Source organism: Streptomyces sp. NPDC048192 (assembly GCF_043202415.1).
Taxonomy (GTDB): domain Bacteria; phylum Actinomycetota; class Actinomycetes; order Streptomycetales; family Streptomycetaceae; genus Streptomyces.
This window is the reverse complement of sequence record NZ_JBIDAL010000009.1, coordinates 429968-453039: the sequence shown is the minus strand read 5'-3', so window position 1 is coordinate 453039 and position 23072 is coordinate 429968. Positions and strand designations below refer to the sequence as shown.

At 72.2% G+C, this 23072-nt stretch carries 23 protein-coding genes; 18 read left to right on the top strand and 5 right to left on the bottom strand.

The genetic code is table 11. The features are described 5' to 3' along the window. Positions 1–210 precede the first annotated feature (210 nt). The 11 genes from ACGFZN_RS22195 to ACGFZN_RS22145 all read left to right on the top strand — a co-directional run bounded on the left by ACGFZN_RS22195 (position 211) and on the right by ACGFZN_RS22145 (position 12765). Positions 211–1860 carry a CTP synthase gene (locus tag ACGFZN_RS22195; RefSeq protein WP_393860211.1) on the top strand — a complete coding sequence of 550 codons (1650 nt, stop codon included), beginning with the start codon at positions 211–213 and terminating at the stop codon, positions 1858–1860. A gap of 84 nt (positions 1861–1944) precedes the next feature. Next, the gene (locus tag ACGFZN_RS22190; protein ID WP_393860185.1) at positions 1945–2571 is read left to right on the top strand and encodes an NUDIX domain-containing protein; all 627 of its coding nucleotides are present in this window, start codon (positions 1945–1947) and stop codon (positions 2569–2571) included. A 181-nt stretch (positions 2572–2752) separates the two neighbouring features. Beyond that, complete coding sequence (locus tag ACGFZN_RS22185) at positions 2753–4813, top strand: tetratricopeptide repeat protein (protein ID WP_393860184.1); 2061 nt, start codon at positions 2753–2755, stop codon at positions 4811–4813. Between the two features lie 144 nt (positions 4814–4957). Next, positions 4958–6073, top strand: coding sequence for an alanine dehydrogenase (ald, locus tag ACGFZN_RS22180; protein WP_393860210.1), 1116 nt, complete (start codon positions 4958–4960; stop codon positions 6071–6073). A 413-nt stretch (positions 6074–6486) separates the two neighbouring features. Beyond that, complete coding sequence (locus ACGFZN_RS22175; protein WP_330340898.1) at positions 6487–7620, top strand: ParA family protein; 1134 nt, start codon at positions 6487–6489, stop codon at positions 7618–7620. Further along, positions 7605–8165 carry a hypothetical protein gene (locus ACGFZN_RS22170; RefSeq protein WP_393860183.1) on the top strand — a complete coding sequence of 187 codons (561 nt, stop codon included), beginning with the start codon at positions 7605–7607 and terminating at the stop codon, positions 8163–8165. Before ACGFZN_RS22175 ends, ACGFZN_RS22170 begins: the two co-directional genes overlap by 16 nt. Positions 8166–8183: 18 nt before the next feature. Beyond that, positions 8184–9218, top strand: a complete 1035-nt coding sequence (locus tag ACGFZN_RS22165) for a segregation and condensation protein A (protein ID WP_393860182.1) — start codon at positions 8184–8186, stop codon at positions 9216–9218. Further along, complete coding sequence (gene scpB, locus ACGFZN_RS22160; protein ID WP_393860181.1) at positions 9215–9862, top strand: SMC-Scp complex subunit ScpB; 648 nt, start codon at positions 9215–9217, stop codon at positions 9860–9862. The genes ACGFZN_RS22165 and scpB overlap by 4 nt, the downstream gene beginning before the upstream one ends. 12 nt (positions 9863–9874) lie before the next feature. Then, positions 9875–10936: a pseudouridine synthase gene (locus ACGFZN_RS22155; RefSeq protein ID WP_393860180.1), complete on the top strand. Its 1062-nt coding sequence runs from the start codon at positions 9875–9877 to the stop codon at positions 10934–10936. A gap of 67 nt (positions 10937–11003) precedes the next feature. Next, positions 11004–12011 (top strand): ADP-ribosylglycohydrolase family protein, encoded by a 1008-nt coding sequence (locus tag ACGFZN_RS22150; protein ID WP_393860179.1) that lies wholly within the window; start codon positions 11004–11006, stop codon positions 12009–12011. A 4-nt stretch (positions 12012–12015) separates the two neighbouring features. Beyond that, the gene (locus ACGFZN_RS22145; protein ID WP_393860178.1) at positions 12016–12765 is read left to right on the top strand and encodes a DNA polymerase beta superfamily protein; all 750 of its coding nucleotides are present in this window, start codon (positions 12016–12018) and stop codon (positions 12763–12765) included. A 60-nt stretch (positions 12766–12825) separates the two neighbouring features. Here the strand turns inward: ACGFZN_RS22145 and ACGFZN_RS22140 are convergent, their stop codons facing one another. Next, entirely contained in the window at positions 12826–13527 is a 702-nt protein-coding gene (locus tag ACGFZN_RS22140; protein ID WP_393860177.1) for a DNA polymerase beta superfamily protein, read from the bottom strand. Between the two features lie 22 nt (positions 13528–13549). Then, positions 13550–13978 carry a Rieske (2Fe-2S) protein gene (locus tag ACGFZN_RS22135; RefSeq protein ID WP_393860176.1) on the bottom strand — a complete coding sequence of 143 codons (429 nt, stop codon included), beginning with the start codon at positions 13976–13978 and terminating at the stop codon, positions 13550–13552. A 154-nt stretch (positions 13979–14132) separates the two neighbouring features. Here ACGFZN_RS22135 and aroH point away from each other — a divergent pair, with 154 nt between their 5' ends. The 5 genes from aroH to der all read left to right on the top strand — a co-directional run bounded on the left by aroH (position 14133) and on the right by der (position 18593). Further along, positions 14133–14495 carry a chorismate mutase gene (gene aroH, locus ACGFZN_RS22130; RefSeq protein WP_393860175.1) on the top strand — a complete coding sequence of 121 codons (363 nt, stop codon included), beginning with the start codon at positions 14133–14135 and terminating at the stop codon, positions 14493–14495. Beyond that, the gene (locus ACGFZN_RS22125) at positions 14492–15577 is read left to right on the top strand and encodes a prephenate dehydrogenase (protein ID WP_393860174.1); all 1086 of its coding nucleotides are present in this window, start codon (positions 14492–14494) and stop codon (positions 15575–15577) included. The genes aroH and ACGFZN_RS22125 overlap by 4 nt, the downstream gene beginning before the upstream one ends. A gap of 116 nt (positions 15578–15693) precedes the next feature. Next, positions 15694–16389, top strand: a complete 696-nt coding sequence (gene cmk / locus ACGFZN_RS22120; RefSeq protein ID WP_393860173.1) for a (d)CMP kinase — start codon at positions 15694–15696, stop codon at positions 16387–16389. Between the two features lie 53 nt (positions 16390–16442). Further along, entirely contained in the window at positions 16443–17045 is a 603-nt protein-coding gene (locus ACGFZN_RS22115) for a lysophospholipid acyltransferase family protein (RefSeq protein ID WP_393860209.1), read from the top strand. A gap of 63 nt (positions 17046–17108) precedes the next feature. Beyond that, positions 17109–18593 (top strand): ribosome biogenesis GTPase Der, encoded by a 1485-nt coding sequence (gene der / locus ACGFZN_RS22110; protein ID WP_393860172.1) that lies wholly within the window; start codon positions 17109–17111, stop codon positions 18591–18593. 64 nt (positions 18594–18657) lie between these two features. On the opposite strand, the gene ACGFZN_RS22105 is transcribed toward der, so the two are convergent. After that, positions 18658–19062 (bottom strand): hypothetical protein, encoded by a 405-nt coding sequence (locus ACGFZN_RS22105; RefSeq protein WP_393860171.1) that lies wholly within the window; start codon positions 19060–19062, stop codon positions 18658–18660. A 109-nt stretch (positions 19063–19171) separates the two neighbouring features. Beyond that, complete coding sequence (locus tag ACGFZN_RS22100) at positions 19172–19972, bottom strand: hypothetical protein (protein WP_393860170.1); 801 nt, start codon at positions 19970–19972, stop codon at positions 19172–19174. Positions 19973–20511: 539 nt separating this feature from the next. Between ACGFZN_RS22100 and ACGFZN_RS22095 the strand changes: the two genes are divergently transcribed. Both ACGFZN_RS22095 and ACGFZN_RS22090 read left to right on the top strand, forming a co-directional pair. Next, complete coding sequence (locus ACGFZN_RS22095; protein WP_393860169.1) at positions 20512–21174, top strand: transglycosylase family protein; 663 nt, start codon at positions 20512–20514, stop codon at positions 21172–21174. A 444-nt stretch (positions 21175–21618) separates the two neighbouring features. Continuing rightward, positions 21619–21834 carry an I78 family peptidase inhibitor gene (locus ACGFZN_RS22090; protein ID WP_330340914.1) on the top strand — a complete coding sequence of 72 codons (216 nt, stop codon included), beginning with the start codon at positions 21619–21621 and terminating at the stop codon, positions 21832–21834. 125 nt (positions 21835–21959) lie between these two features. Here ACGFZN_RS22090 and ACGFZN_RS22085 read toward each other — a convergent pair whose 3' ends face one another. Next, positions 21960–22988, bottom strand: coding sequence for a phosphatase PAP2 family protein (locus ACGFZN_RS22085; RefSeq protein ID WP_393860168.1), 1029 nt, complete (start codon positions 22986–22988; stop codon positions 21960–21962). Positions 22989–23072: the final 84 nt, after the last annotated feature.

Below are 23072 nucleotides of genomic sequence, written 5' to 3'. Positions count from 1 at the left end.
GTCCGGCGGGGGCGCCCCGTGCCCGGTCGGACGCGGAGCGTGGCCGGGAGCCATCCCGGCCGGGCGCTGATACCCTGGTAGCCCGTGGACCGGTGGGCCCCGAAGGAAAAAGGGGCGTCCCCCGAACCGCAGCGACGGCACCCCCGGACTCGTCCGGACCGAAGGCCGTACCGCACGACAGACCGCGACCACGGGAGCCCCCTCTTGGCCATGCCGCCGAAATCTACGACGACCAAGCACATCTTCGTCACCGGGGGTGTCGCCTCCTCGCTCGGCAAGGGCCTCACCGCCTCCAGCCTGGGCATGCTGCTCAAGGCCCGCGGCCTGCGCGTCGTGATGCAGAAGCTGGACCCGTACCTGAACGTCGACCCGGGCACGATGAACCCCTTCCAGCACGGTGAGGTGTTCGTCACCAACGACGGCGCCGAGACCGACCTGGACATTGGACACTACGAGCGCTTCCTCGACCGCGACCTGGACGGCACCGCCAACGTCACTACAGGCCAGGTGTACTCCACGGTCATCGCCAAGGAGCGGCGCGGCGAGTACCTGGGCGACACCGTGCAGGTCATCCCGCACATCACCAACGAGATCAAGCACCGCATCCGGCGCATGGCCACCGACGAGGTGGACGTCGTCATCACCGAGGTCGGCGGCACCGTCGGCGACATCGAGTCGCTGCCGTTCCTGGAGACCGTCCGCCAGGTCCGCCACGAGGTCGGCCGCGACAACGTCTTCGTGGTGCACATCTCGCTGCTGCCCTACATCGGCCCCTCCGGCGAGCTGAAGACCAAGCCGACCCAGCACTCCGTCGCCGCGCTGCGCAACATCGGCATCCAGCCCGACGCGATCGTGCTGCGCTGCGACCGCGAGGTCCCGACCGCCATCAAGCGCAAGATCTCGCTGATGTGCGACGTCGACGAGGCCGCCGTCGTGGCCTGCCCCGACGCCCGCTCGATCTACGACATCCCGAAGACCGTGCACGGCGAGGGCCTGGACGCCTACGTGGTGCGCAAGCTCGACCTGCCGTTCCGCGACGTCGACTGGACGACCTGGGACGACCTGCTCGACCGCGTCCACAACCCCGAGCACGAGATCACCCTCGCGCTGGTCGGCAAGTACATCGACCTGCCCGACGCCTATCTGTCGGTGACCGAGGCGCTGCGCGCCGGCGGCTTCGCCAACCGCGCCCGCGTGAAGATCAAGTGGGTGACCTCGGACGACTGCAAGACCCCGGCCGGCGCCAAGGCCCAGCTGTCCGACGTCGACGGCATCTGCATCCCCGGCGGCTTCGGCGACCGCGGTGTGCTCGGCAAGGTCGGCGCGATCAAGTACGCCCGCGAGAACAAGATCCCGCTGCTCGGCCTCTGCCTCGGCCTGCAGTGCATCGTGATCGAGGCCGCGCGCAACCTGGCCGGCATCCCGGACGCCAACTCCACCGAGTTCGACCCGGCCACCGCCCACCCGGTCATCTCCACCATGGCCGAGCAGCTGGACATCGTCGCCGGCGAGGGCGACATGGGCGGCACCATGCGTCTCGGCATGTACCCGGCCAAGCTCGCCGAGGGCTCGATCGTGCGCGAGGTGTACGACGGCAAGGAGTACGTCGAGGAGCGGCACCGCCACCGCTACGAGGTCAACAACGCCTACCGCGCGGAGCTGGAGAAGAAGGCGGGCATCCTGTTCTCCGGCACCTCGCCCGACGGCAAGCTCGTGGAGTACGTGGAGTACCCGCGCGACGTGCACCCCTACCTGGTCGCCACGCAGGCGCACCCGGAGCTGCGCTCGCGGCCGACGCGTCCGCACCCGTTGTTCGCCGGCCTGGTGAAGGCCGCCGTCGAGCGGAAGATCTCGCAGTAACACAACAGTTGTACGGTGGCCGGGGCGCGCGGGTTCAAGACGATCGCGCCCCGGCCGCTTCGCGCACGTGTGGAAGGACAGGGCATGACGATCAAGGACACCCCAGAGGAGTGGGAGATCCGGGCGACCGAGATCCCCTTCCGGGGCAACAAGACCTCCGTCCGCACCGACGACGTGGTCATGCCCGACGGCTCGGTGGTCCGCCGCGACTACCAGGTCCACCCCGGCTCGGTCGCCGTCCTCGCCCTGGACGAGGAGGACCGGGTGCTGCTGATCAACCAGTACCGCCACCCGGTGCGGCACAAGCTGTGGGAGATCCCGGCCGGCCTGCTCGACGTGCCCGGCGAGAACCCGCTGCACGCCGCCCAGCGAGAGCTGTACGAGGAGGCGCACGTCAAGGCCGAGGACTGGCGGGTGCTCACCGACGTGTACACCACGCCCGGCGGCTGCGACGAGGCGGTGCGGATCTTCCTCGCCCGCGGCCTGTCCGACGCCGAGGGGGAGCGGTTCGCCGCGGAGCACGAGGAGACCGACATGGAGCACGCGCGCGTGCCGGTCGAGGAGCTGGTGCGCCGGGTGCTGGCCGGGGACGTGCACAACAACTGCCTGGTCGTCGGCGTGCTGTCCCTGGTGGCCGCCCGCGCGGGCGACGGCCTCGACGCGCTCCGCCCGGCCGACGCCCCGTGGCCGGCCCGCCCCTTCCAGTCCTGAGGGCGGTCTTCCCCCCTTCCACCGCGGCCGTTCGGCCCACTGGTGTGACGATCGCCTGATCCGATCAGGGGACGTTTCGGCCGCGCCCGTCACGGCACGTCGCAGAGCGTGAACTAGGCTCTGAAGGGCTCGTACCGGAAGATCCGGTGAGCTTGCGTGAGGTGGGACGGGAGCGTGGCCCGTGACGGATCAGGCGGTGGACACAGGCGGCGTACGGCTCTCGGCGCAGGGCGGCCCGCACGACCATTTCCTGGGCCGCGTACGGGAGTTGAAGGAGCTGCGCGCCGACATCGAGCGCGCCGGCCTCGACACCCTCTCCGGCCGCAAGGCGCCACGCGCGCGCGTGCTGCTGATCGCGGGCCGCCCCGGCTCCGGCCGCACCGCCCTCGCCGAGGAACTCGTACGCCAGGTCGCACACCGTTACCCCGACGGGGTGCTGCGGACCCGGCTCAGCGAGCCCGACGGCACCCCCGTCCCGCTCGTGCGCGCCGCCCGCGACCTGCTCACCGCGCTGCAGCGGCCGGCCCCCGCCGGCGCCGCCGAGGACGACCTGACCGAGGCGCTGCGCACCGCCCTCGCCGGCCGGCGCGCGGTGCTGCTCCTGGACGACGCGGCCGGCGCCGAGCAGGTCGACGCGCTGCTCCCCGAGGCCCCCGACTGCCTGGTGGTGGCCGTCTCCTCCGGCCCGCTCACCGGCATCGCCGACGTCCGCCCCTGCACCCTGGGCGGCCTGGACACCAAGTCCGCGGTGGAACTCCTCACCCGCTACGCCGGCGGCGTGCGCATCACGGTCGACCCGAGGGCCGCCGAGAGCCTGGCCGAGGCCTGCCAGGGCCACCCCGCCGCCCTGGTGCTGGCCGGCGGCTGGCTCGCCGCCCGGCCCCAGGCGGCCCTGTCCGACCTCGCCAAGCGGCTGAACACCGACGACGGCACGGACGCCGCCCCGCCGGCCCGCCTCTTCCGGCACGTCCACGCCGACCTGGCCGCCCCGGCCGCCCGGATACTGCGCCTGCTCTGCCTCGCCCCGGCCGGCCTCGTCGACCCGCACACCGCCTCCGCCCTGGCCGGCTGCTCGGTGGACGCCGCCCGCGCCGCCCTGGACGACTTCGTCGCCCTCGGTCTGCTGCGCACGGTGGACTCCCCGCTGCCCCAGTACGACGTCCCCGGCTGGCTGCACCCGCTGCTGCGCGCCCGCGCCGAGGCCCAGGAGCGGCCCGCCGAGCTGCAGCTGGCCCGCGCCCGGATGCTGGAGCGCACGGTACGGCTGCTGCAGGCCTGCCGGGCGATCACCGAGACGGACAGCCCGCAGGCCCGCGAGAAGCTCAACGCGATGCCCCGCGAGATCCGCTTCCCGAACCCCAGGGCCGCCGCCGACTGGCTGCGGGTGCGGCGCCCCGCGCTGCTGGCGTCCGCGCGGCTCGCGGTGGCCGACGGAGAGCTGGACAACCTCGCGAGACGGCTGATGTCCCAGCTGGTCAGGGCCATGGTGGCGCACGAGGGCACCCAGGCCGCGGCCGCCGACCTGTACGACGTGCACGGCCTCGTCCTGGACGTCGCCGAGCGGCAGGGACTGGCCCGGGAGCAGGCGGCGGCCCTGCTCAACCTGGGCGACGTGGACGCGCGGACCGGCCGTACCCGCGAGGCGCTGGCACGGTACCGGTCGGCTCTGGACGCCGGACGCAGAGCACATGACCCGTATGCGACCGGCCGCGCAATGGAATCCGTAGGTGCCGCCTACCAGGAACTGGGGGACCACGACCGGGCCGCCGACTGGTTCGGCCGGGCGCTGGCCGAGCGGCTGGCCCGCGGCGAGCACGAGCCGGCCGCCCGCCTCTACGGCCGCATCGCCACCGCCCACGCCCACGCGGGCCGCCACGACGAGGCCCTCAGGAACTGGCGGGCCGCCGTCGCCGGCTACCGCAGGAGCGGCGATACGGCCGCCCACGCGCGGGCGTTGAGCGAGCTGGCCCGCGTGCTCGAGCAGGCGGGGCGGCCCGAGGAGGCGCTGCGCACCTGTCACGAGGCGGTGGAGTGCGCGCGGCGCGCCGACGAACCACGCCTGCACGCGGCGCTCCAGCTCCGGCTCGCCGACACCCTCGAGCACCTCGGCGACCCCACCGCCGCCCGTCTGCACCGCGTGGCGGCCGAGCGCATGCTGGCCGAGGAGGCCCCGGAGGACGAGACAGACGCGGAACAGGACGCTAACGCCTGCGAAATCCGTAGTGCATCCAGCCAAGATTAATGCAATGAAAGGCTAGACAGCCGGAACACCTTCATTAAACTGGCTCTGCCGCACGTTCCTGCGGTGTCTCCCGGTATGCCCCCGCATGTCTGGGTACGTCTGTAAAGCACCCCCATACCCTCTGAGCCAAGGACCGTGATCGACGTGAAGGTCGGCATCCCCCGCGAGGTCAAGAACAACGAGTTCCGGGTGGCCATCACCCCCGCCGGTGTGCACGAGCTGGTGCGCAACGGGCACCAGGTCGTCGTCGAGCGGGGCGCCGGCCTCGGTTCCTCGATCACGGACGAGGAGTACACCTCCGCCGGTGCCGCCATCCTCGACACCGCCGACGAGGTGTGGGCCACCGCCGACCTGCTGCTGAAGGTCAAGGAGCCCATCGCGGAGGAGTACCACCGCCTCCGCAAGGACCAGATCCTCTTCACCTACCTGCACCTGGCCGCCTCCAAGGAGTGCACGGACGCGCTCATCGAGTCCGGCACCACCGCCATCGCCTACGAGACCGTCGAGCTGCCGAACCGCTCGCTGCCGCTGCTCGCCCCGATGTCCGAGGTCGCGGGCCGCCTCGCCCCGCAGGTCGGCGCCTACCACCTGATGCGCGCGGCCGGCGGCCGCGGCGTGCTGCCCGGCGGCGTCCCCGGCGTGACCCCGGCCAAGGCCGTCGTCATCGGCGGCGGCGTCTCCGGCTGGAACGCCACCCAGGTCGCCGTCGGCATGGGCTTCGACGTGACCCTGCTCGACCGCGACATCAACAAGCTGCGCGAGGCCGACAAGATCTTCGGCACGAAGGTCAAGGCGATCATGTCCAACTCCTTCGAGCTGGAGAAGGCCGTCCTCGACGCCGACCTCGTCATCGGCGCGGTCCTCATCCCGGGCGCCAAGGCCCCGAAGCTGGTCACCAACGAGCTGGTGGCCCGCATGAAGCCCGGAAGTGTCCTTGTCGACATCGCGATCGACCAGGGCGGCTGCTTCGAGGACTCCCACCCGACGACGCACGCCGAGCCGACCTTCCAGGTGCACAACTCGGTCTTCTACTGCGTCGCCAACATGCCCGGCGCGGTGCCCAACACCTCCACCAACGCCCTCACCAACGCGACGCTGCCCTACATCGTCTCCCTCGCCAACAACGGCTGGGTCGAGGCGCTGCGCCGTGACGCCGCGCTCGCCAAGGGTCTCAACACCCATGACGGCAAGGTCGTTTACAAGGAGGTCGCCGAGGCGCACGGTCTGGAGCACGTGGAGCTGGAGACCCTGCTCGGCTGACCCTCCGACCTGCCGAGTCGCCAAATCGCCAGGGCGTGAAAGGCGATTCGTCAACACGGCTCGTCAACGGCGCGCACCCGGCCGGACCTTGCCCGACAAGGTCCGGCCGGATGTGTGTATGGTCACTTGGCGACTCTTGGTCAACTCGCCTCGAACGCAACTCTTCGACCGATTCGTACACCGGTGAAACCTGCTGTGCGACGGCCGTACGCCCTTGACAGCGAGATGTTTCATTGCCGACACATCCTGCCGGGTCCGGCGGATTGTGTTGCTGCGGACCGCCGACACGCCATAGAGTCGCCAACCGTCGGCATGGTGCCACGCTGACCTTGTCTAGAAGTTTCCTGGTCACCAAGGAGGTAAGACGACTTGTGAATGAGTCGACATTTTCTCCCGGGGGTGGTCAACCAGGAATGCCTGCACGGGGCCAGGGCCCCGCGGGATTCGAGGCTGTCGGCTCCGTAGCTGTGCGCACCTTCGCAGCCCACCAGAGTTCCGGTCCGCAGGCGGCCGGGACAGCACACCAGAGCATGGATGGCCATCACGTGAACGCCATGGCCGGCGACGGAAGTGGCGCGCCCCACAACCACTTCGCCGACTACGACGAACTGCCCGAGGGGCACTTCTACGACCCCGACGCCGAGTACGAGCCCGATCCCGAGTACGCGGCCACGCTCGCGCCCGACGCGGCCCGCCAGCGCCGCGAGCGCATCGGCCCGACCGGACGCCCGCTGCCGTACTTCCCGATCCCGGGCCCGCTGACCGACCACGGCCCCGCGAAGATCATCGCGATGTGCAACCAGAAGGGCGGCGTCGGCAAGACCACGTCGACCATCAACCTGGGCGCCGCGCTCGCGGAGTACGGCCGGCGCGTGCTGCTCGTGGACTTCGACCCGCAGGGCGCGCTGTCGGTGGGTCTGGGCGTCAACCCGATGGAACTCGACCTGACGGTCTACAACCTGCTCATGGAGCGGGGCATGTCCGCCGACGAGGTCCTGCTGAAGACGGCGGTCCCCAACATGGACCTGCTGCCCTCCAACATCGACCTGTCGGCGGCCGAGGTCCAGCTGGTCTCCGAGGTCGCCCGCGAGTCGACGCTGCAGCGCGCCCTGAAGCCGCTGATGCCCGACTACGACTACATCGTGATCGACTGCCAGCCCTCGCTCGGCCTGCTCACGGTCAACGCGCTGACGGCCGCTCACAAGGTGATCGTGCCGCTGGAGTGCGAGTTCTTCGCCCTGCGCGGTGTGGCCCTGCTGACCGAGACCATCGAGAAGGTCCAGGAGCGGCTCAACCCCGAGCTGGAACTGGACGGCATCCTCGCCACGATGTACGACTCGCGCACGGTCCACAGCCGTGAGGTCCTGGCGCGTGTGGTCGAGGCGTTCGACGACCACGTCTACCACACGGTCATCGGCCGCACGGTCCGCTTCCCGGAGACCACGGTCGCCGGTGAGCCGATCACCACCTACGCCTCCAACTCCGTCGGCGCCGCCGCCTACCGCCAGCTCGCCAGGGAGGTGCTCGCCCGGTGTCACGCCGAGTGAGTCTGCCCGGGGCCGACGAACTCTTCCGTACGACAGGAGGGATGGCGCTTCAGCCGTCGACTCCCCGGCGGCCGGCGGGCGGTGAGGCCCGGGTGCCGGCGCCGGCGGGGGAGAGCGACGACGTGGCCGCCGCCGAGGACGCGCCGCAGTCGGTGCCGGTCCAGGGCGGTGACGGCGAGGGCGCCGAGCACGTCGCGGCGGAGGCCGAGCAGGACGGGGCCGGCGAGTCCCGCACCCGCCCGGCGCGCCGGCAGCCGGCGCAGGAGGCCTCCGGCGCCCCCGCCGTCGCCGCGCAGCCGCGCAAGCGCGGGCGGGCGGCGGCGCGGCGGCCCAGCGGACGCGAGCGGCACGACGAGAAGATCACGGTCTATGTGTCGGCCGAGGAGCTGATGGACCTGGAGCACGCGCGTCTCGTGCTCCGCGGCGAGCACGGTCTCGCCGTCGACCGCGGGCGGATCGTCCGCGAGGCGGTGGCCGTGGTCCTGGCCGACCTGGAGTCCCGCGGGGACGCGAGCATCCTCGTACGGCGGCTGCGCGGGCGGTAGGGGTAGCCTGCGGGGGCCATGACCTCGAACGACCATCCCCTCCCCGGCGCCGGCGCCGGCCGTCGGCGTGCGCTGGGGCGGGGGCCGGGCGCTCCCCGGGTCGAACCGGTGGCCGCACCGGAGCCGGGACCCGAAGAGGTGGAACCGGAGGCCGTCGCACCGGAACCGGAACCCGAAGAGGCGGCTCCCGAGGCCGTCGTACCGGAGCCGGAGCCGGCGCCCTCCGGGGACGAGCCGCCCTCCGGCGGTGTCTTCAAGGTCCGCCTCGCCAACTTCGAGGGCCCCTTCGACCTGCTCCTGCAGCTGATCTCCAAGCACAAGCTGGACGTCACCGAGGTCGCCCTCTCGAAGGTCACCGACGAGTTCATGGCGCACATCCGGGCCATGGGACCCGACTGGGACCTGGACCAGACGACCGAGTTCCTCGTCGTCGCCGCCACCCTCCTCGACCTCAAGGCGGCCCGGCTGCTGCCAGCCGCCGAGGTGGAGGACGAGGCCGACCTGGCGCTGCTGGAGGCGCGGGACCTGCTGTTCGCGCGGCTGCTGCAGTACCGGGCGTACAAGCGGATCGCGGACATCTTCAGCGCGCGCCTCGACGACGAGGCCCGCCGCCGGCCCCGCACCGTCGGCCTGGAGCCGCACCACGCCGAGCTGCTGCCCGAGGTGGTCATCAGCATCGGCCCCGAGGGGTTCGCCAGGCTCGCCGTCAAGGCGATGCAGCCCAAGCCGAAGCCGCAGGTGTACGTCGACCACATCCACGCCCCGCTGGTCAGCGTGCAGGAGCAGGCCGGGATCGTGGTGGCCCGGCTGAAGGAGCTGGGCGAGGCCAGCTTCCGGGCGCTGGTCGAGGACACCGAGGACACCCTGACCGTCGTGGCCCGGTTCCTCGCCCTGCTGGAGCTGTACCGCGAGAAGGCCGTCGCCCTGGAGCAGGAGGCCGCGCTCGGGGAGCTGCTCGTGCGCTGGACCGGCGGCGACGCCGACACGGCCCCGATGGTCACCGACGAGTTCGACCGCCCGCCCGAGCGGCCCGAGGAGGAGAAGAAGGCATGAGCGAGACCACCGAGCTGCCCCCGGGGCTGCGCGGCGTCGCCGATCTCGGCCTCAAGCCCGCCCTGGAGGCGATGCTCATGGTCGTGGACGAGCCCGCGACCGAGGAGCACCTGGCGAGGCTGCTGGAGCGGCCGCGACGGCAGGTCGCGGACGCGCTGCGGGAGCTGGCCGACGAGTACACCGTGCAGGGGCGCGGCTTCGAGCTGCGGTTCGTCGCGGGCGGCTGGCGCTTCTACACCCGCGCCGAGTACGCGCCCGCCGTGGACCGGCTCGTCCTGGACGGCCAGACCGCCCGGCTCACCCAGGCCGCGCTGGAGACCCTCGCGGTGGTCGCCTACCGCCAGCCGGTCAGCCGCAGCCGTGTCTCCGCGGTGCGCGGAGTGAACTGCGACGGGGTCATGCGCACCCTCCTGCAGCGGGGTCTGGTCGAGGAGGCGGGCACGGAACCCGAAACAGGTGCGATCCTGTACAGGACGACGAACTACTTCCTGGAGCGGATGGGCCTGCGCGGCCTGGACGAGCTTCCGGAGCTCGCGCCCTTCCTCCCGGAGGCGGAGGCGATCGAGGCCGAGACCCAGGAGGGAGTCCCGTCGTTCGACCCGGACGCGCCCGACGCGCCCGGCACCGAGGACGCAGACGACTAAGACGGAACTTTGATGCGAAGCAGCGGCAGCGGCAAGAGTGGCGGACGCGGTAACCACCGCGGCGCCGGCAACAACCGGGACGAGCGGCAGGGGCAGGGCCGTCCCCGCAAGCCCCGCCCCGAGGAGCGCCGCTACGACGTGGGCCCCGGCGCCACCAAGGACGGCCCCAAGGCCGGGCGCGGCGGCGCGGCCCGCGGCGGCGCCAAGGGCGGCCCGAAGCAACCCCAGCAGCGCGGCCGTACGGCCCCGGCGCGCCCGCGCGAGTACGAGGCGCAGGTCGAGGAGCGCAACCGGCAGCGGTACGCCGGCAAGAAGGACGTCCAGCTGCCCAAGACCTTCCCCGGCGCCGAGCAGGAGGGCGAGCGGCTGCAGAAGGTCCTCGCCCGGGCCGGCTACGGCTCGCGGCGGGCCTGCGAGGAGCTGGTCGAGCAGGCGCGGGTCGAGGTCAACGGCGAGATCGTGCTGGAGCAGGGCCGCCGGGTGGACCCGGAGAAGGACGAGATCAAGGTCGACGGCCTGACGGTCGCCACGCAGTCGTACCAGTTCTTCTCGCTGAACAAGCCCGCCGGTGTCGTCTCCACCATGGAGGACCCGGAGGGCCGCCAGTGCCTCGGCGACTACGTGACCAACCGTGAGACGCGGCTCTTCCACGTCGGCCGGCTGGACACCGAGACCGAGGGCGTCATCCTGCTCACCAACCACGGCGAGCTGGCGCACCGGCTCACCCACCCCAGGTACGGCGTGAAGAAGACCTATCTCGCGCACATCGTCGGCCCGATCCCGCGGGACCTCGGCAAGCGCCTGAAGGACGGCATCCAGCTCGAGGACGGGTACGCGCGCGCGGACCACTTCCGGGTCGTGGAGCAGACCGGCAAGAACTACCTGGTCGAGGTCACCCTGCACGAGGGCCGCAAGCACATCGTGCGGCGCATGCTGGCGGAGGCCGGCTTCCCGGTGGACAAGCTGGTCCGCACCGCCTTCGGCCCGATCACCCTCGGCGACCAGAAGTCGGGCTGGCTGCGCCGCCTGTCCAACACCGAGGTCGGCATGCTGATGAAGGAAGTCGACCTGTAAAGCCGCTTGTGGCCGAGCGCCATCCCCCTTTATGGTCAGGATGACGATAAAGGGGGATGGTGATCCTATGTCCAAGCGCGCCGCCACCGGGGCACTGCTCGGCCTCGCCCTCGGGGACGCCCTCGGCTTCCCGGCCGAGTTCAATGACGTGCCGCAGATCCTCGCCAAGTGCGGGCCCTGGCGGGAGATGGAGCTGCCGAAGCGCGCATTCGTCTCCGACGACACCCAGATGTCCCTCGCCGTCGGGCGCGCGCTTCGGACGGCCATGGAACGCGGGTATCTCGGCCCGAAGCGGCTGGAGCGGCCGCTGCGCGAGGAGTTCGTGGACTGGTACCACTCCCCGGACAACAACCGCGCCCCGGGCCGTACCTGCATGGCCGCGTGCAGCGTGCTCGGGACCGAGGGGCTGCCGTGGCAGGAAGCGAGCCTGATCGACTCCAAGGGCTGCGGCGCCAACATGCGGGTCGCCCCCGTCGGCCTCGCCCCGGGCCTGAGCGACGACCAGCGGGCCGGCGCCGCCCAGTTGCAGTCCGCGCTGACCCACGGCCACCCGACCGCCCTGGCCGCCTCCGACCTCACCGCCCACGCCGTGCACCTGCTCGCCCAGGGCGCCGACCCCGCCGGGCTCGTCGGACGGCTGCGGTCGTACGCCTACGACCACCGCACCCACTACCACCACGCCTGGCTCGGCGACCTGTGGACCCGCTCGCAGGACACCGGCCCCGAGGAGTTCATCGCGCGCGGCTGGGACGAGTGCCTGGAGATCCTCGTGCGGCTCCAGCAGGCCGTGGGCAGCGTCTCCCCGGAGACCGACCCGTGCCTGGCCACAGGAGAGGGCTGGACCGCCGAAGAGGCCTTCGCCACCGGGCTGCTGTGCTTCCTGATGTTCCCGGACGAGCCCGTCACCGCGCTGCGCCGGGCCGCCTGCTCCTCCGGCGACTCCGACTCCATCGCCTGCCTCACCGGCGCCTTCGCGGGCGCCTGGCTGGGCGCGGAGGCCTGGCCCGCCGACTGGACGGAACGGATCGAGTACCGGGGCGACCTGTTGGCGCTGGGAACGCTCTGGGACGCTTAGGCCCATGATCGACGACCTCGACATCGACCTGAGGCCCGTGGTCGCGGAGCAGCCCGACCCCCTGCTGTTCGCGACCGTCTCCGGAGCCCATCTGTACGGCTTCCCCTCGCAGGACTCGGACGTGGACCTGCGCGGCGTGCATCTGCTGCCGGCGGCCGACCTCGTCGGGCTGCGCGAGCCGGAGGAGACCCGCTCCCGGGCCTGGGTGGCCTACGGCGTCGAACTGGACCTCGTCACCCACGACCTGCGCAAGTTCGTCCGGCTGCTGCTCCGCCGCAACGGCTACGTGCTGGAGCAGCTGCTGTCGCCGCTGGTCGTGCACACCGGTGAGGCGCACCGGGAACTGACCGCACTCGCCCCCGGCGTCCTCACCAGCCACCACGCCCACCACTACCGCGGATTCGCGGTGACCCAGTGGCGGCTGTTCGAGAAGACCGGCGAACTCAAGCCGCTGCTCTACACGTTCCGGGTGCTGCTCACCGGCATCCACCTCATGCGCAGCGGCGAGGTGCAGGCCCATCTGCCCACCCTGCTGGACACGGTCGGCGCTCCCGCGTACGTGCCCGAACTGATAGCCGCCAAGCGCGAACGGGAGCACGGGGCCGCCGACGTCGACCACGCGCGCGTGGAGGCCGACGTGGAGCGCCTGCACGCCGTGCTCGACGAGGCGCAGGCCGCCTCGTCCCTGCCGGACGCGCCCGGTGCCCACGACGCCCTGCACGACTTCGTGGTCCGGGTCCGCCTGGAGAGCTGACCGCCGGCGCCGAGGGGGAGAGCTGCCGACCGCGCGGCGCCGGGGTGTTCCGCCGTACGTCTAGAGCCCGGGCGGCGCCGTCCGGAGCGCCGAGGCCCGGCGGGTGCGGAACAGGAAGTCGGCCACACGGGCCTCGTCCGGCTCGGGCGGGAGGGGGCTGCGGGCGAGGGCCTGCTCCGTCTCCGCGCCGAGCCGGGCCATCCACGCCTCCACCCCGGCCCAGGAGAGCTCGCCCCGCTTCACCGCGAGCAGCGGCTCGCGCTGGTCGCCGACGTCGATCCGCAGCTCGCCGGTGCGCAGCAGGTCGCGGGCGCTCATCAGCAGGCGCAGCAGATGCATGGCGTGCTTCCAGCGCGGGGCGCCGGTGGTGCGGACGTCGGCGTCCAGCTTCCGGCGCTGGCCGAGGGCGTACCGGGTGAAGGTGTCGTGGGCCCGGCGGGAGAGGAAGGCGCCGCGCAGGGACAGCAGTTCCCGGCCGGTGTCGTCCACGTGCTCCACCAGCGGGGAGTGCAGGCACTCCAGGATGTTCGGGTTGCCGCGCAGCGCCAGCGCGCAGAACCGCTCCAGCTCCCAGGAGAACCGCTCCTCGCCCGGCCCCTCCACATGCGTCGGCGGCTTATCGAACCGCCAGAACAGGGCGGTGGGGGCGAGGAACACACCCCGCCGGTCGGTGTCGCTCGCGTCCGTCGCCAGACCAAAGGCCCGGGACCCCATGACACAGGCGTAGACGGTGTGGTCGCGTACCAGGGTCTCGGGGTGCATGCCGGGAGCGTACGACGCCCCCTCACGTCAGTTTGATCGAATTTCCCTGCACCTTGATCGACTTCGGCGGGAGCGGACGGGTCGCCGGGCCGTGCGCCACCGAGCCGTCGGCGATGCGGAACCTGCTGCCGTGGCAGGGGCAGTCGATCGTGCCGTCGGCGACCCTGTTCACCGTGCAGCCCTGGTGGGTGCAGATCGCCGAGAAGGCCTTGAAGTCGCCCTTCTTCGGCTGGGTGACGACCACCTTCTGGTCCTTGAAGACCTTGCCGCCGCCCTCCGGGATGTCACTGGTCTTCCCCAGGTCCCCGCCGCTCTTGACGCCGCTGCCGCTCTCCGTGGTGCTGGTGCTGCCGCCGCCGCTCTTGTTGCTGCCGCATGCCGCGACGGGCACGGCGAGCGCCACCGCCGCACCCGTCACCAGAACCGTGCGCCGCCTCACGTCCTCGGTCACTGCCGCCTCCGTACATCTGTCGACATCTGCAGAAATCGATGCAAAGGACTCTCCGTATCGTCTCAGCGATCGGGCGCCGCGCATCTCGGGCGCGCGGGCTGACTACGCTTGACGGACCAGGAACAGATCCGCATGTCAGCAGGGGAGCAGCGCCGTGGCGGTACGAGCGGTCCGGGGGGCCGTCCAACTCGAACGGGACGAGGCCGGGCACATGGACGAGCAGGTCGGCGCCCTGATCACCGCCGTCCTGGAGCGGAACGGGCTGAGCCACGACGACCTGATCAGCATCTGGTTCACCGCCACCCCCGACCTGCACAGCGACTTCCCGGCGGCCGCCGCCCGCAAGCTCGGCATCGTCGACGTCCCCCTGATCTGCGCCCAGGAACTGGACATCGAGGGCGCCATGCCCCGCGTCGTACGGCTCCTCGCGCACATCGAGTCGGACCGGCCCCGATCCGAGATCAACCACGTCTACCTGGGCGCCGCGGCCGCCCTGCGCAAGGACATCGCCCAGTGAGAACCGCCCTCGTCATCGGCACCGGCCTGATCGGCACCTCCGCCGCCCTGGCCCTGACGCAGCGCGGGGTCACCGTCCACCTCGCCGACCACGACCCCGAGCAGGCCCGCACGGCCGCAGCGCTGGGCGCCGGCACCGCCGAGGCGCCCGGGGGCCCGGTCGACCTGGCGATCGTGGCCGCCCCGCCCGCCCATGTGGCCGGCGTCCTCGCCGACGCCATGCGCCGGGGCGTGGCCCGCGGCTACGCCGACGTGGCCAGCGTCAAGGGCGGCCCGCGCCGGGAGCTGGAGGCGCTCGGCCTGGACCTGTCGGCGTACATCGGCACCCACCCCATGTCCGGGCGGGAGAAGTCCGGCCCGCTGGCCGCGACCGGCGACCTCTTCGAGGGCCGCCCCTGGGTGCTCACCCCGACCCGGGACACCGACACCGAGGTGCTGAACCTGGCCCTGGAGCTGGTCTCGCACTGCAGGGCAGTGCCGGTCGTCATGGACTCCGACGCCCACGACCGCGCCGTCGCCCTCGTCTCCCACATGCCCCACCTGGTGTCCAGCATGGTCGCGGCCCGCCTGGAGCACGCCGAGGAGGCCGCCGTACGGCTGTGCGGGCAGGGCATCCGGGACGTGACCCGGATCGCCGCCTCCGACCCGCGCATGTGGATCGACATCCTCTCCGCGAACCCGGGCCCGGTCGCCGACCTGCTCTCCGACGTCGCCGCCGACCTCGGCGAGACCGTCGAGGCCCTGCGCGCCCTGCAGTCCTCCGACGAGGCCAAGCGGCGCGAGGGCAGCGCCGGCATCGAGGACGTGCTGCGCCGCGGGAACGCGGGCCAGGTGCGGGTACCCGGCAAGCACGGGTCGGCGCCGCGCGTGTACGAGACCGTCGCCGTCCTCATCGACGACCAGCCCGGCCAGCTGGCCCGCATCTTCGCCGACGCGGGACGGGCCGGGGTCAACATCGAGGACGTGCGGATCGAGCACGCCACCGGGCAGCAGGCGGGCCTGGTGCAGCTCATGGTCGAGCCGAAGGCGGCGCCGGTGCTGACGGAGGCGCTGCGGGAGCGGGGCTGGGCGCTGCGGCAGTAGGGCGCCCGGCGCCGCGGGCGCACGCGTCCGGACGAGTGACCCGTACCCAGTAACCTTGTGCAGGGCGCTCTCGCCCTCTCGCACCCGCCCGCACCGCACCAGGAAGGTGTCCCTCCGTGGAAAACGGCGCCGCCCCGTCCGCCAAGCCCGTGATCGTCGCGATCGACGGTCCCTCCGGCACGGGCAAGTCGAGCACGTCGAAGGCCGTCGCCGCACAGCTCGGCCTGAGCTACCTGGACACCGGCGCCCAGTACCGGGCGATCACCTGGTGGATGGTGAACAACGGCATCGACCTGGAGGACCCCTCCGCCGTCGCCGCCGTCGCGGGCAAGCCGGAGATCGTCTCCGGCACCGACCCGGCCGACCCCACCATCACGGTCGACGGCGTCGACGTGGCCGGCCCGATCCGCACCCAGGAGGTCACCTCCAAGGTCAGCGCGGTCAGCGCGGTGCCCGAGGTGCGCTCCCGGATCACCGAGCTGCAGCGCTCGATCGCCGCCGGTGCCGCCCGCGGCATCGTGGTCGAGGGCCGGGACATCGGTACGACGGTCCTGCCGGACGCCGACCTGAAGATCTTCCTCACCGCCTCCCCGGAGGCCCGTGCGGCCCGCCGCAGCGGCGAACTGAAGGGTGCCGACCTGCACGCCACCCGTGAGGCGCTGATCAAGCGGGACGCGGCCGACTCCTCCCGCAAGACCTCGCCCCTCGCCAAGGCCGACGACGCGGTCGAGGTGGACACCACCGAGCTCACCCTCGCCCAGGTCATCGAGTGCGTCGTCACCCTGGTCGAGGAGAAGCGGGCCGGGAAGTGAGCCTGCCGTCCGCCAGGGGCGCCGAGGTCGGGCGGCGCATCGGCGTCGGCCTGATGCACGGGCTGTTCCGGCCACGCGTGCTCGGCACCTGGAAGGTGCCCGCCACCGGCCCGGTGATCTTCGCCGTCAACCACTCCCACAACATCGACGGCCCGATGGTCATGGGCGTGGCGCCCCGGCCGACGCACTTCCTGATCAAGAAGGAGGCGTTCGTCGGCCCCCTCGACCCCTTCCTGACCGGCATCGGCCAGCTGAAGGTGGACCGCTCGTCCGCCGACCGCGCCGCGATCAGCCAGGCCCTCGGCGTGCTCCAGGCCGGGGGAGTGCTGGGCATCTTCCCGGAGGGCACCCGGGGCGAGGGCGACTTCGCTTCCCTGCGCGCCGGGCTCGCCTACTTCGCGGTCCGCAGCGGGGCGCCGATCGTGCCCGTCGCGGTCCTGGGAAGCGCGGAGCGGCCCGGACGGTTGACAAAGGCGCTGCCCCCGCTGCGCTCGCGCATCGACGTCGTCTTCGGCGACCCTTTCGACGCGGGAGACGGCAGCGGGCGGCGTACGCGCGCGGCGCTGGACGAGGCGACCGAGCGCATCCAGAAGCAGCTCACCAGCCACCTGGAAAACGCCAGGCGCCTCACCGGGCGCCGGGCGACACTTGAGTAGTGGATCAGCCCAAGCGGGGCTTCTCCACCGATCACCACGAATGAACAACGAGGTACGGACTTCATGAACGACGACATCCAGCCCGGCGACTCGGCTGAGCACGAGTACGACCACGGGGCTCTCGGCGACGCCGAGTACGCGGAGTTCATGGAGCTCGCCGCGGAAGAGGGCTTCGACATCGAGGACGTCGAGGGCGCCATCGAGGCGGCGGGCCACGGCCCGCTGCCCGTGCTCGCCGTCGTCGGCCGCCCCAATGTCGGCAAGTCGACCCTGGTCAACCGGATCATCGGCCGCCGCGAGGCGGTCGTCGAGGACCGGCCGGGCGTCACCCGCGACCGCGTCACCTACGAGGCCGAGTGGGCCGGCCGTCGCTTCAAGGTCGTCGACACCGGCGGCTGGGAGCAGGACGTCCTCGGCATCGACGCCTCCGTGGCCGCGCAGGCCGAGTACGCGATCGAGGCGGCCGACGCCGTCGTCTTCGTCGTGGACGCCAAGGTCGGCGCGACCGACACCGACGAGGCGGTCGTCCGGCTGCTGCGCAAGGCCGGCAAGCCGGTCGTGCTGTGCGCCAACAAGGTCGACGGGCCGAGCGGCGAGGCCGACGCGGCCTACCTGTGGAGCCTCGGCCTCGGCGAGCCGCACCCCGTCTCCGCGCTGCACGGCCGCGGCACCGGCGACATGCTCGACGCCGTCCTGGAGGTGCTGCCGGACGCGCCGCGCGAGACCTTCGGCGGCAGCGGCATCGGCGGCCCGCGCCGCATCGCCCTGATCGGCCGGCCGAACGTCGGCAAGTCCTCGCTGCTGAACAAGGTGGCCGGCGAGGAGCGCGTCGTCGTCAACGAACTGGCGGGCACCACCCGCGACCCGGTCGACGAGATGATCGAACTCGGCGGCACGACGTGGAAGTTCGTGGACACCGCCGGCATCCGCAAGCGTGTCCACCTCCAGCAGGGCGCCGACTACTACGCCTCCCTGCGCACGGCCGCCGCCGTGGAGAAGGCCGAGGTCGCGGTCGTCCTGATCGACGCCTCCGAGTCCATCTCGGTGCAGGACCAGCGGATCGTCACGATGGCCGTCGAGGCGGGCCGCGCGCTGGTCATCGCCTACAACAAGTGGGACACCCTCGACGAGGAGCGCCGCTACTACCTGGAACGGGAGATCGAGACCGAGCTGGGCCAGGTCTCCTGGGCCCCGCGGGTGAACGTCTCGGCGCGCACCGGCCGGCACATGGAGAAGCTGGTCCCGGCGATCGAGACCGCCCTCGCCGGCTGGGAGACCCGCGTCCCCACCGGCCGGCTCAACGCCTTCCTCGGAGAGCTGGTCTCCGCCCACCCGCACCCGATCCGGGGCGGCAAGCAGCCGCGCATCCTCTTCGGCACCCAGGCCGGCACCAAGCCCCCGCGGTTCGTCCTGTTCGCGTCCGGCTTCATCGAGGCGGGCTACCGGCGCTTCATCGAGCGCCGCCTGCGCGAGGAGTTCGGCTTCGAGGGCACCCCGATCCACATCTCGGTGCGGGTCCGCGAGAAGCGCGGCGCGAAGAAGAAGTGACGCCGGTACGGCGTGAAGGGCGGCCCCCGGTCCTCCGGGTGCCGCCCTTCACGCCGTGTGCCGGTCACGCGCCCCGGCGCGGTCCCGGCGGCAGCGCCGCCGGGACGTGCTGCATCCCGGTGTCCTGCTGCCGCCCCAGCGTGCCGACCCGCTGCCACTGCGACGGGGACTGCTGCCGCGCGCTGTAGGCCCCCGCGCTGTAGGCGCTGTACGAGCTGCTGAACGAGCCCGCCCGATGCCCGCCGTAGCCCCCCGTGCGGTCCGGGAGGTGCCCGAACGGGCAGAACCTCAGCCCCTCCTCCCCGCTGCGGTCGCCCGGCAGCGTGCGGAAGCTCTTGACCCACTCGGCGTAGAGCGAGTCGTAGATCGGCGTGGCCGAGCCTCCACCACCCCCGTCCTGCGCCAACCGGGCGGAGGGAACAGAGACGTAGGCGGACCGGCGGGGCGGGGAGGTGTCGTATGCGTGCACGTATGTCCAAACGAGCGGATCCCCGAAGAGATGCGGTTCTGTTACTTTCCAGGGGCGCGGGGCCGGGTGGACGCGCGCCCCGGCCGCCCGGGTGTCCGGGCGGAAGGACTCACGTGCCCGCGAGAGGCAGCGCCGCCGCCACCAGCCTTCCGTTCGCCGCCGCCTTGTCGAGGGACTCCCGCAGCAGATCCTCCCGCGGCTGGCGCCCGATCGACCCCACCGGCGCCGCGAACAGCAGCACCTGCTGGTGCTTGTTGGCGGCGGCCCGCCAGCTGTCCGTCACCTGCAGCGGCTGGTGCGCCTGCCACCAGGCGACCGGTTGGCCCCCGTGCGCCGAGGGCTGGAGCACCGCGTGCAGCTGCCCGACGGCGAGCAGCACCGACCAGCCGTGCAGCACCGGCGGCACCGAGGTGAGCCCGGTCACCGGCATGAACCCCTGCTCGATGAGCAGCGCGAGGAACTCGTCGCCGGGACCGGTGGAGCCGGGCCTGACGATCGGGGAGGTCGGCTCGACGACGAGCGCGGGGTGCAACTCGCCCTCGATCAGGACGAGTCCGCTGGTCACGCCGAGCACCGCCTGCTCGGGCACGGCCCGCTGCGGCTCGGCCGCGGCGGCGGAGCCCGAGCCGTCGGCGACGCCGCCGATGGAGCGGACGGCGCCCTGCAACTGCTCCTCGGTGACCTGGACGACCTGCGAGGGCAGGCAGCTGGCGTGGGCGAAGGCGAGGACGGCGGTCTCGTCGCCGACGAACAGAACGGTGCTGGTGCGCTCCTGCTCGGAGTCGCCCGGGGTGCGGCAGGACGTGCAGTCGTAACTGCCCGGGGCGTTCTCTCCGGCGAGCAGCCGGTCGGCCTCTTCGTCGCCGATCTCGGCGCGTACGGCGTCGCTGACGTCGAGCATGCGCGGCACGGTGGCTCCCTCGGGATGTGGCGCTGGGTCGGCCGGGTGGCTCCCGGCCGCTGAGTCCCGGGGTTCCGGGCTCATGAAGAAGACAACGGACGTCCTGTGGTGGGAGTCACGCCCCGCGGGCGACCTGTTCGAACCAACCGGCGCACACGGTCACCGGAACTCCGGAATTCGCTACTCACGGTCAACTCGTCGCCCTGTCAAGGAACTTGAAGAGGTGAAGTGAGTCACAGACCCCTGCCGCCGTCGGTCGACAAATCAGGAAATCGGGGAATGTAGTGGGTGGCTGAAAATCGCCGATACCGGTGGTAACGGGCAACTGGCCTCGCATGACGGGGCGTTGGTTGATTCCGGCGGCTCGTCCTCCCTACATTCCTCCGCCGTGTGCAACGAGCACCGCTCGGGCACGTCCGACGCCCGGCACCGGCACAGCACCATCGCCGGCACCGGTCACGCGGACGGGGCGGGCACGACGAACCGCGGTCCTGCGCGGCGAGGCGTGCTCCGCCTGGGGGAGCCCGGGTTCGTGGAGAGGGAATTACATGTCCGAGTGTGCCGATACCACCCGCAGCACCGCCCGTCCCGAGGGCACCCGCAAGGGCCGTACGACCGCCGCGCTGGCCGGAGCCGCGCTGCTCGCCCCGCTGGGACTGCTCGCCGCCACCGGCAACGCCGCCGCGGCGGACGACGGAGTGTGGGACCGCATCGCCCAGTGCGAGAGCGGCGGCAACTGGCACATCAACACCGGCAACGGCTACTACGGCGGGCTCCAGTTCTCCGCCGGCACCTGGCGCGCGTACGGCGGCACCGCCTACGCCCCGACGGCCGACCAGGCCTCCCGCCAGGCGCAGATCGCCGTCGCCGGCAAGGTCCAGCAGGCCCAGGGCTGGGGCGCCTGGCCGGTCTGCTCGGCCCGCGCCGGAGCCTCCGGCGCGGCCCCGGCGGCCGCGACCACCGGTGGCAGCGCCGACAAGGGCAGCGTGACGACGAAGTCCGCCCCGGCGAAGACCCCGCAGCGTCCGACCGGCCACACCAACCGCAGCGAGTCCCGCGGCACGGGTGACTACACCGTCCGCGAGGGCGACACCCTGAGCACCATCGCCGCCCGGCACGGCACCACCTGGCAGCGGATCTACGCCGCCAACAAGAAGGTCATCGGCGACGACCCGAACCTGATCGTGCCCGGCCAGCGCCTCGCGCTCTGACCGACGCGCACCCGCCCGAAACAGCCGCTGCTCCTCGAGGGCAGGGGCTGTTTCGCGTTCCCCGACGGACTCGGCGGACTCGGCCGCGTGCCGGCCGACTCGCGCACCGCCTGTGCCGGGGCGCCCTGCGGCACGGGGCGCACGCGCAGATGTGCTGAATCCGTGAAAATTCCTATGCCGCGTCAGTTGCCCCGGCATCACTGGCGGATTCGCGGGTAATCGCACACACGGTCCCGTCCGCGGCGGGCTCGCCGGGCTTTCCGCGGGGCAATTCGGCGGGTCGCCCGGGCGTGCGTGAATTCTGTCCGATAACCGCAGCGGGCCGCCCGGAAACCCCCGTACGTGTGACCGGGTTCGAGGGAATCGAAGGCCGGGAAGCTGTGACAGAAGTGTGACGGGAGCCGGATACGGCTCTTACCTCGCGCTGCGCGGTAGCGTGGCGGCATGGCATCGATTCCCACTCCGCCAGCGGAGCCCCAGGACAGTCCGGAAGGGTACGTCGGCCTGGATGCCGAGAACGCCGAGCGGCTCGCCCGGCAACGGGGCTGGTCGACGGTGCGGTCGCTGCCGCCGGGCGCGATCATCACCATGGAGTACCGGGTGGGGCGGCTGAACTTCGAGGTGCGGGACGGCGTGGTGGCCCGCGCCTGGAAGGGCTGAGGGCCGCCACCGGACACCCCGGACACCCCGCGCACATGGCGAAGGCCCCGTCTCCCTCTTCCGGGAGCGGGGCCTTCGCCGTGTGCGCGGGCCGTCGTGCGTACCGGGCCCGCTGCCGGCCGGGGTCAGCCGCCCGTCAGCGGGCGGGCCGGCTGGCCCGTGCCGCGGGGCAGGCGGTGGTCGGTGTGCGGGGGGCGGCGGCTGCCGGCCGGGGTGACCGGGGTGCGCTCCGCGCGGGACGTGTGCGGTCCCGGAGCCAGATGCGCCGGGGCCCTGGCGGCGCGGGCCGAGGCGACCGGTTCGCGGACCGGGGCGGGCTGCTCCGCCGGCGCGCCGCGCGGTCTGAGCACCACCGGGGTGACGGGGACGGCCGGTTCGGGCACGGGCCGGCTGCGGCGGGCGCGCCAGCGGTCGCGCAGGTCGAACAGCCACACCTCGGCCCGGGCGATCAGCGGCTCGAACCACGGCAGGGCGAGCAGGATCAGCAGGCCGGCGGCCCAGCCCAGCAGCACGTCGCTCAGCCAGTGCGTACCGAGGTAGACGGTGGTGAGGCCGACGCCGAGCGAGGTGATCGCGGACAGCGCCGACAGCCAGCGGCGCGCTCGCGGGGTGGAGGCCAGATAGGCCAGGATGCCCCAGGTCACGACCGCGTTGGCGGTGTGGCCGCTGGGGAATATATCGCCGCCCAGGCCCATCTCGTTCGAGCCGATCACGGTCGCGTAGTGCGGACCGAGGCGCCCCATGCCGTACTTGGCGGCGCCGACCGTGATGTTCAGCAGCAGCAGGGAGGTGGCCAGGGTGAGCAGCGGGCGCAGCGTGTGCTGCCGCCAGGAGCGCCAGCCGAGCCAGGCCGCGACCATCACCGCGGTGGGGCCGCGCTGGCCGAGCACCACGTAGTAGTCGAGGAAGGCGTGGATCTGCGGCCACTGCTGGTACGGCCGGAAGAACATGACCTGCCAGTCGAGCCGGACCAGCCAGGACGTGATGACCACGGCCCACACGATCGCGAGGTAGAAAGCCAGGGTCGCGGTGAACAGCACGACCCGGTGCCGGCTCATCCTCGGCACATCGATGTGGGCCGGTCGTTCCGGCTCACGGTCGAGTCTGGCGAACACCCGGTCCAGACGCCGGGTGAGGTTTCGTTCGGTACGCACCCAATCGACGTTACAGCGAGTGAGGTGTGGTCCCGGTCGAAACAGCGGCTTTGTGATGACGATGTGATGTGGGAAACCTCTCAA

Coding starts and splice junctions, on each gene's coding strand:
- ACGFZN_RS22090 (WP_330340914.1), top strand. CDS start 21,619: ATGGCATCGATTCCCACTCCGCCAGCGGAGCCCCAGGACAGTCCGGAA.
- der (WP_393860172.1), top strand. CDS start 17,109: ATGAACGACGACATCCAGCCCGGCGACTCGGCTGAGCACGAGTACGAC.
- ACGFZN_RS22175 (WP_330340898.1), top strand. CDS start 6,487: ATGCCTGCACGGGGCCAGGGCCCCGCGGGATTCGAGGCTGTCGGCTCC.
- ACGFZN_RS22140 (WP_393860177.1), bottom strand. CDS start 13,527: ATGCACCCCGAGACCCTGGTACGCGACCACACCGTCTACGCCTGTGTC.
- ACGFZN_RS22195 (WP_393860211.1), top strand. CDS start 211: ATGCCGCCGAAATCTACGACGACCAAGCACATCTTCGTCACCGGGGGT.
- ACGFZN_RS22145 (WP_393860178.1), top strand. CDS start 12,016: ATGATCGACGACCTCGACATCGACCTGAGGCCCGTGGTCGCGGAGCAG.
- ACGFZN_RS22150 (WP_393860179.1), top strand. CDS start 11,004: ATGTCCAAGCGCGCCGCCACCGGGGCACTGCTCGGCCTCGCCCTCGGG.
- ACGFZN_RS22190 (WP_393860185.1), top strand. CDS start 1,945: ATGACGATCAAGGACACCCCAGAGGAGTGGGAGATCCGGGCGACCGAG.
- ACGFZN_RS22115 (WP_393860209.1), top strand. CDS start 16,443: ATGCACGGGCTGTTCCGGCCACGCGTGCTCGGCACCTGGAAGGTGCCC.
- ACGFZN_RS22095 (WP_393860169.1), top strand. CDS start 20,512: ATGTCCGAGTGTGCCGATACCACCCGCAGCACCGCCCGTCCCGAGGGC.
- ACGFZN_RS22165 (WP_393860182.1), top strand. CDS start 8,184: ATGACCTCGAACGACCATCCCCTCCCCGGCGCCGGCGCCGGCCGTCGG.
- ACGFZN_RS22155 (WP_393860180.1), top strand. CDS start 9,875: ATGCGAAGCAGCGGCAGCGGCAAGAGTGGCGGACGCGGTAACCACCGC.
- scpB (WP_393860181.1), top strand. CDS start 9,215: ATGAGCGAGACCACCGAGCTGCCCCCGGGGCTGCGCGGCGTCGCCGAT.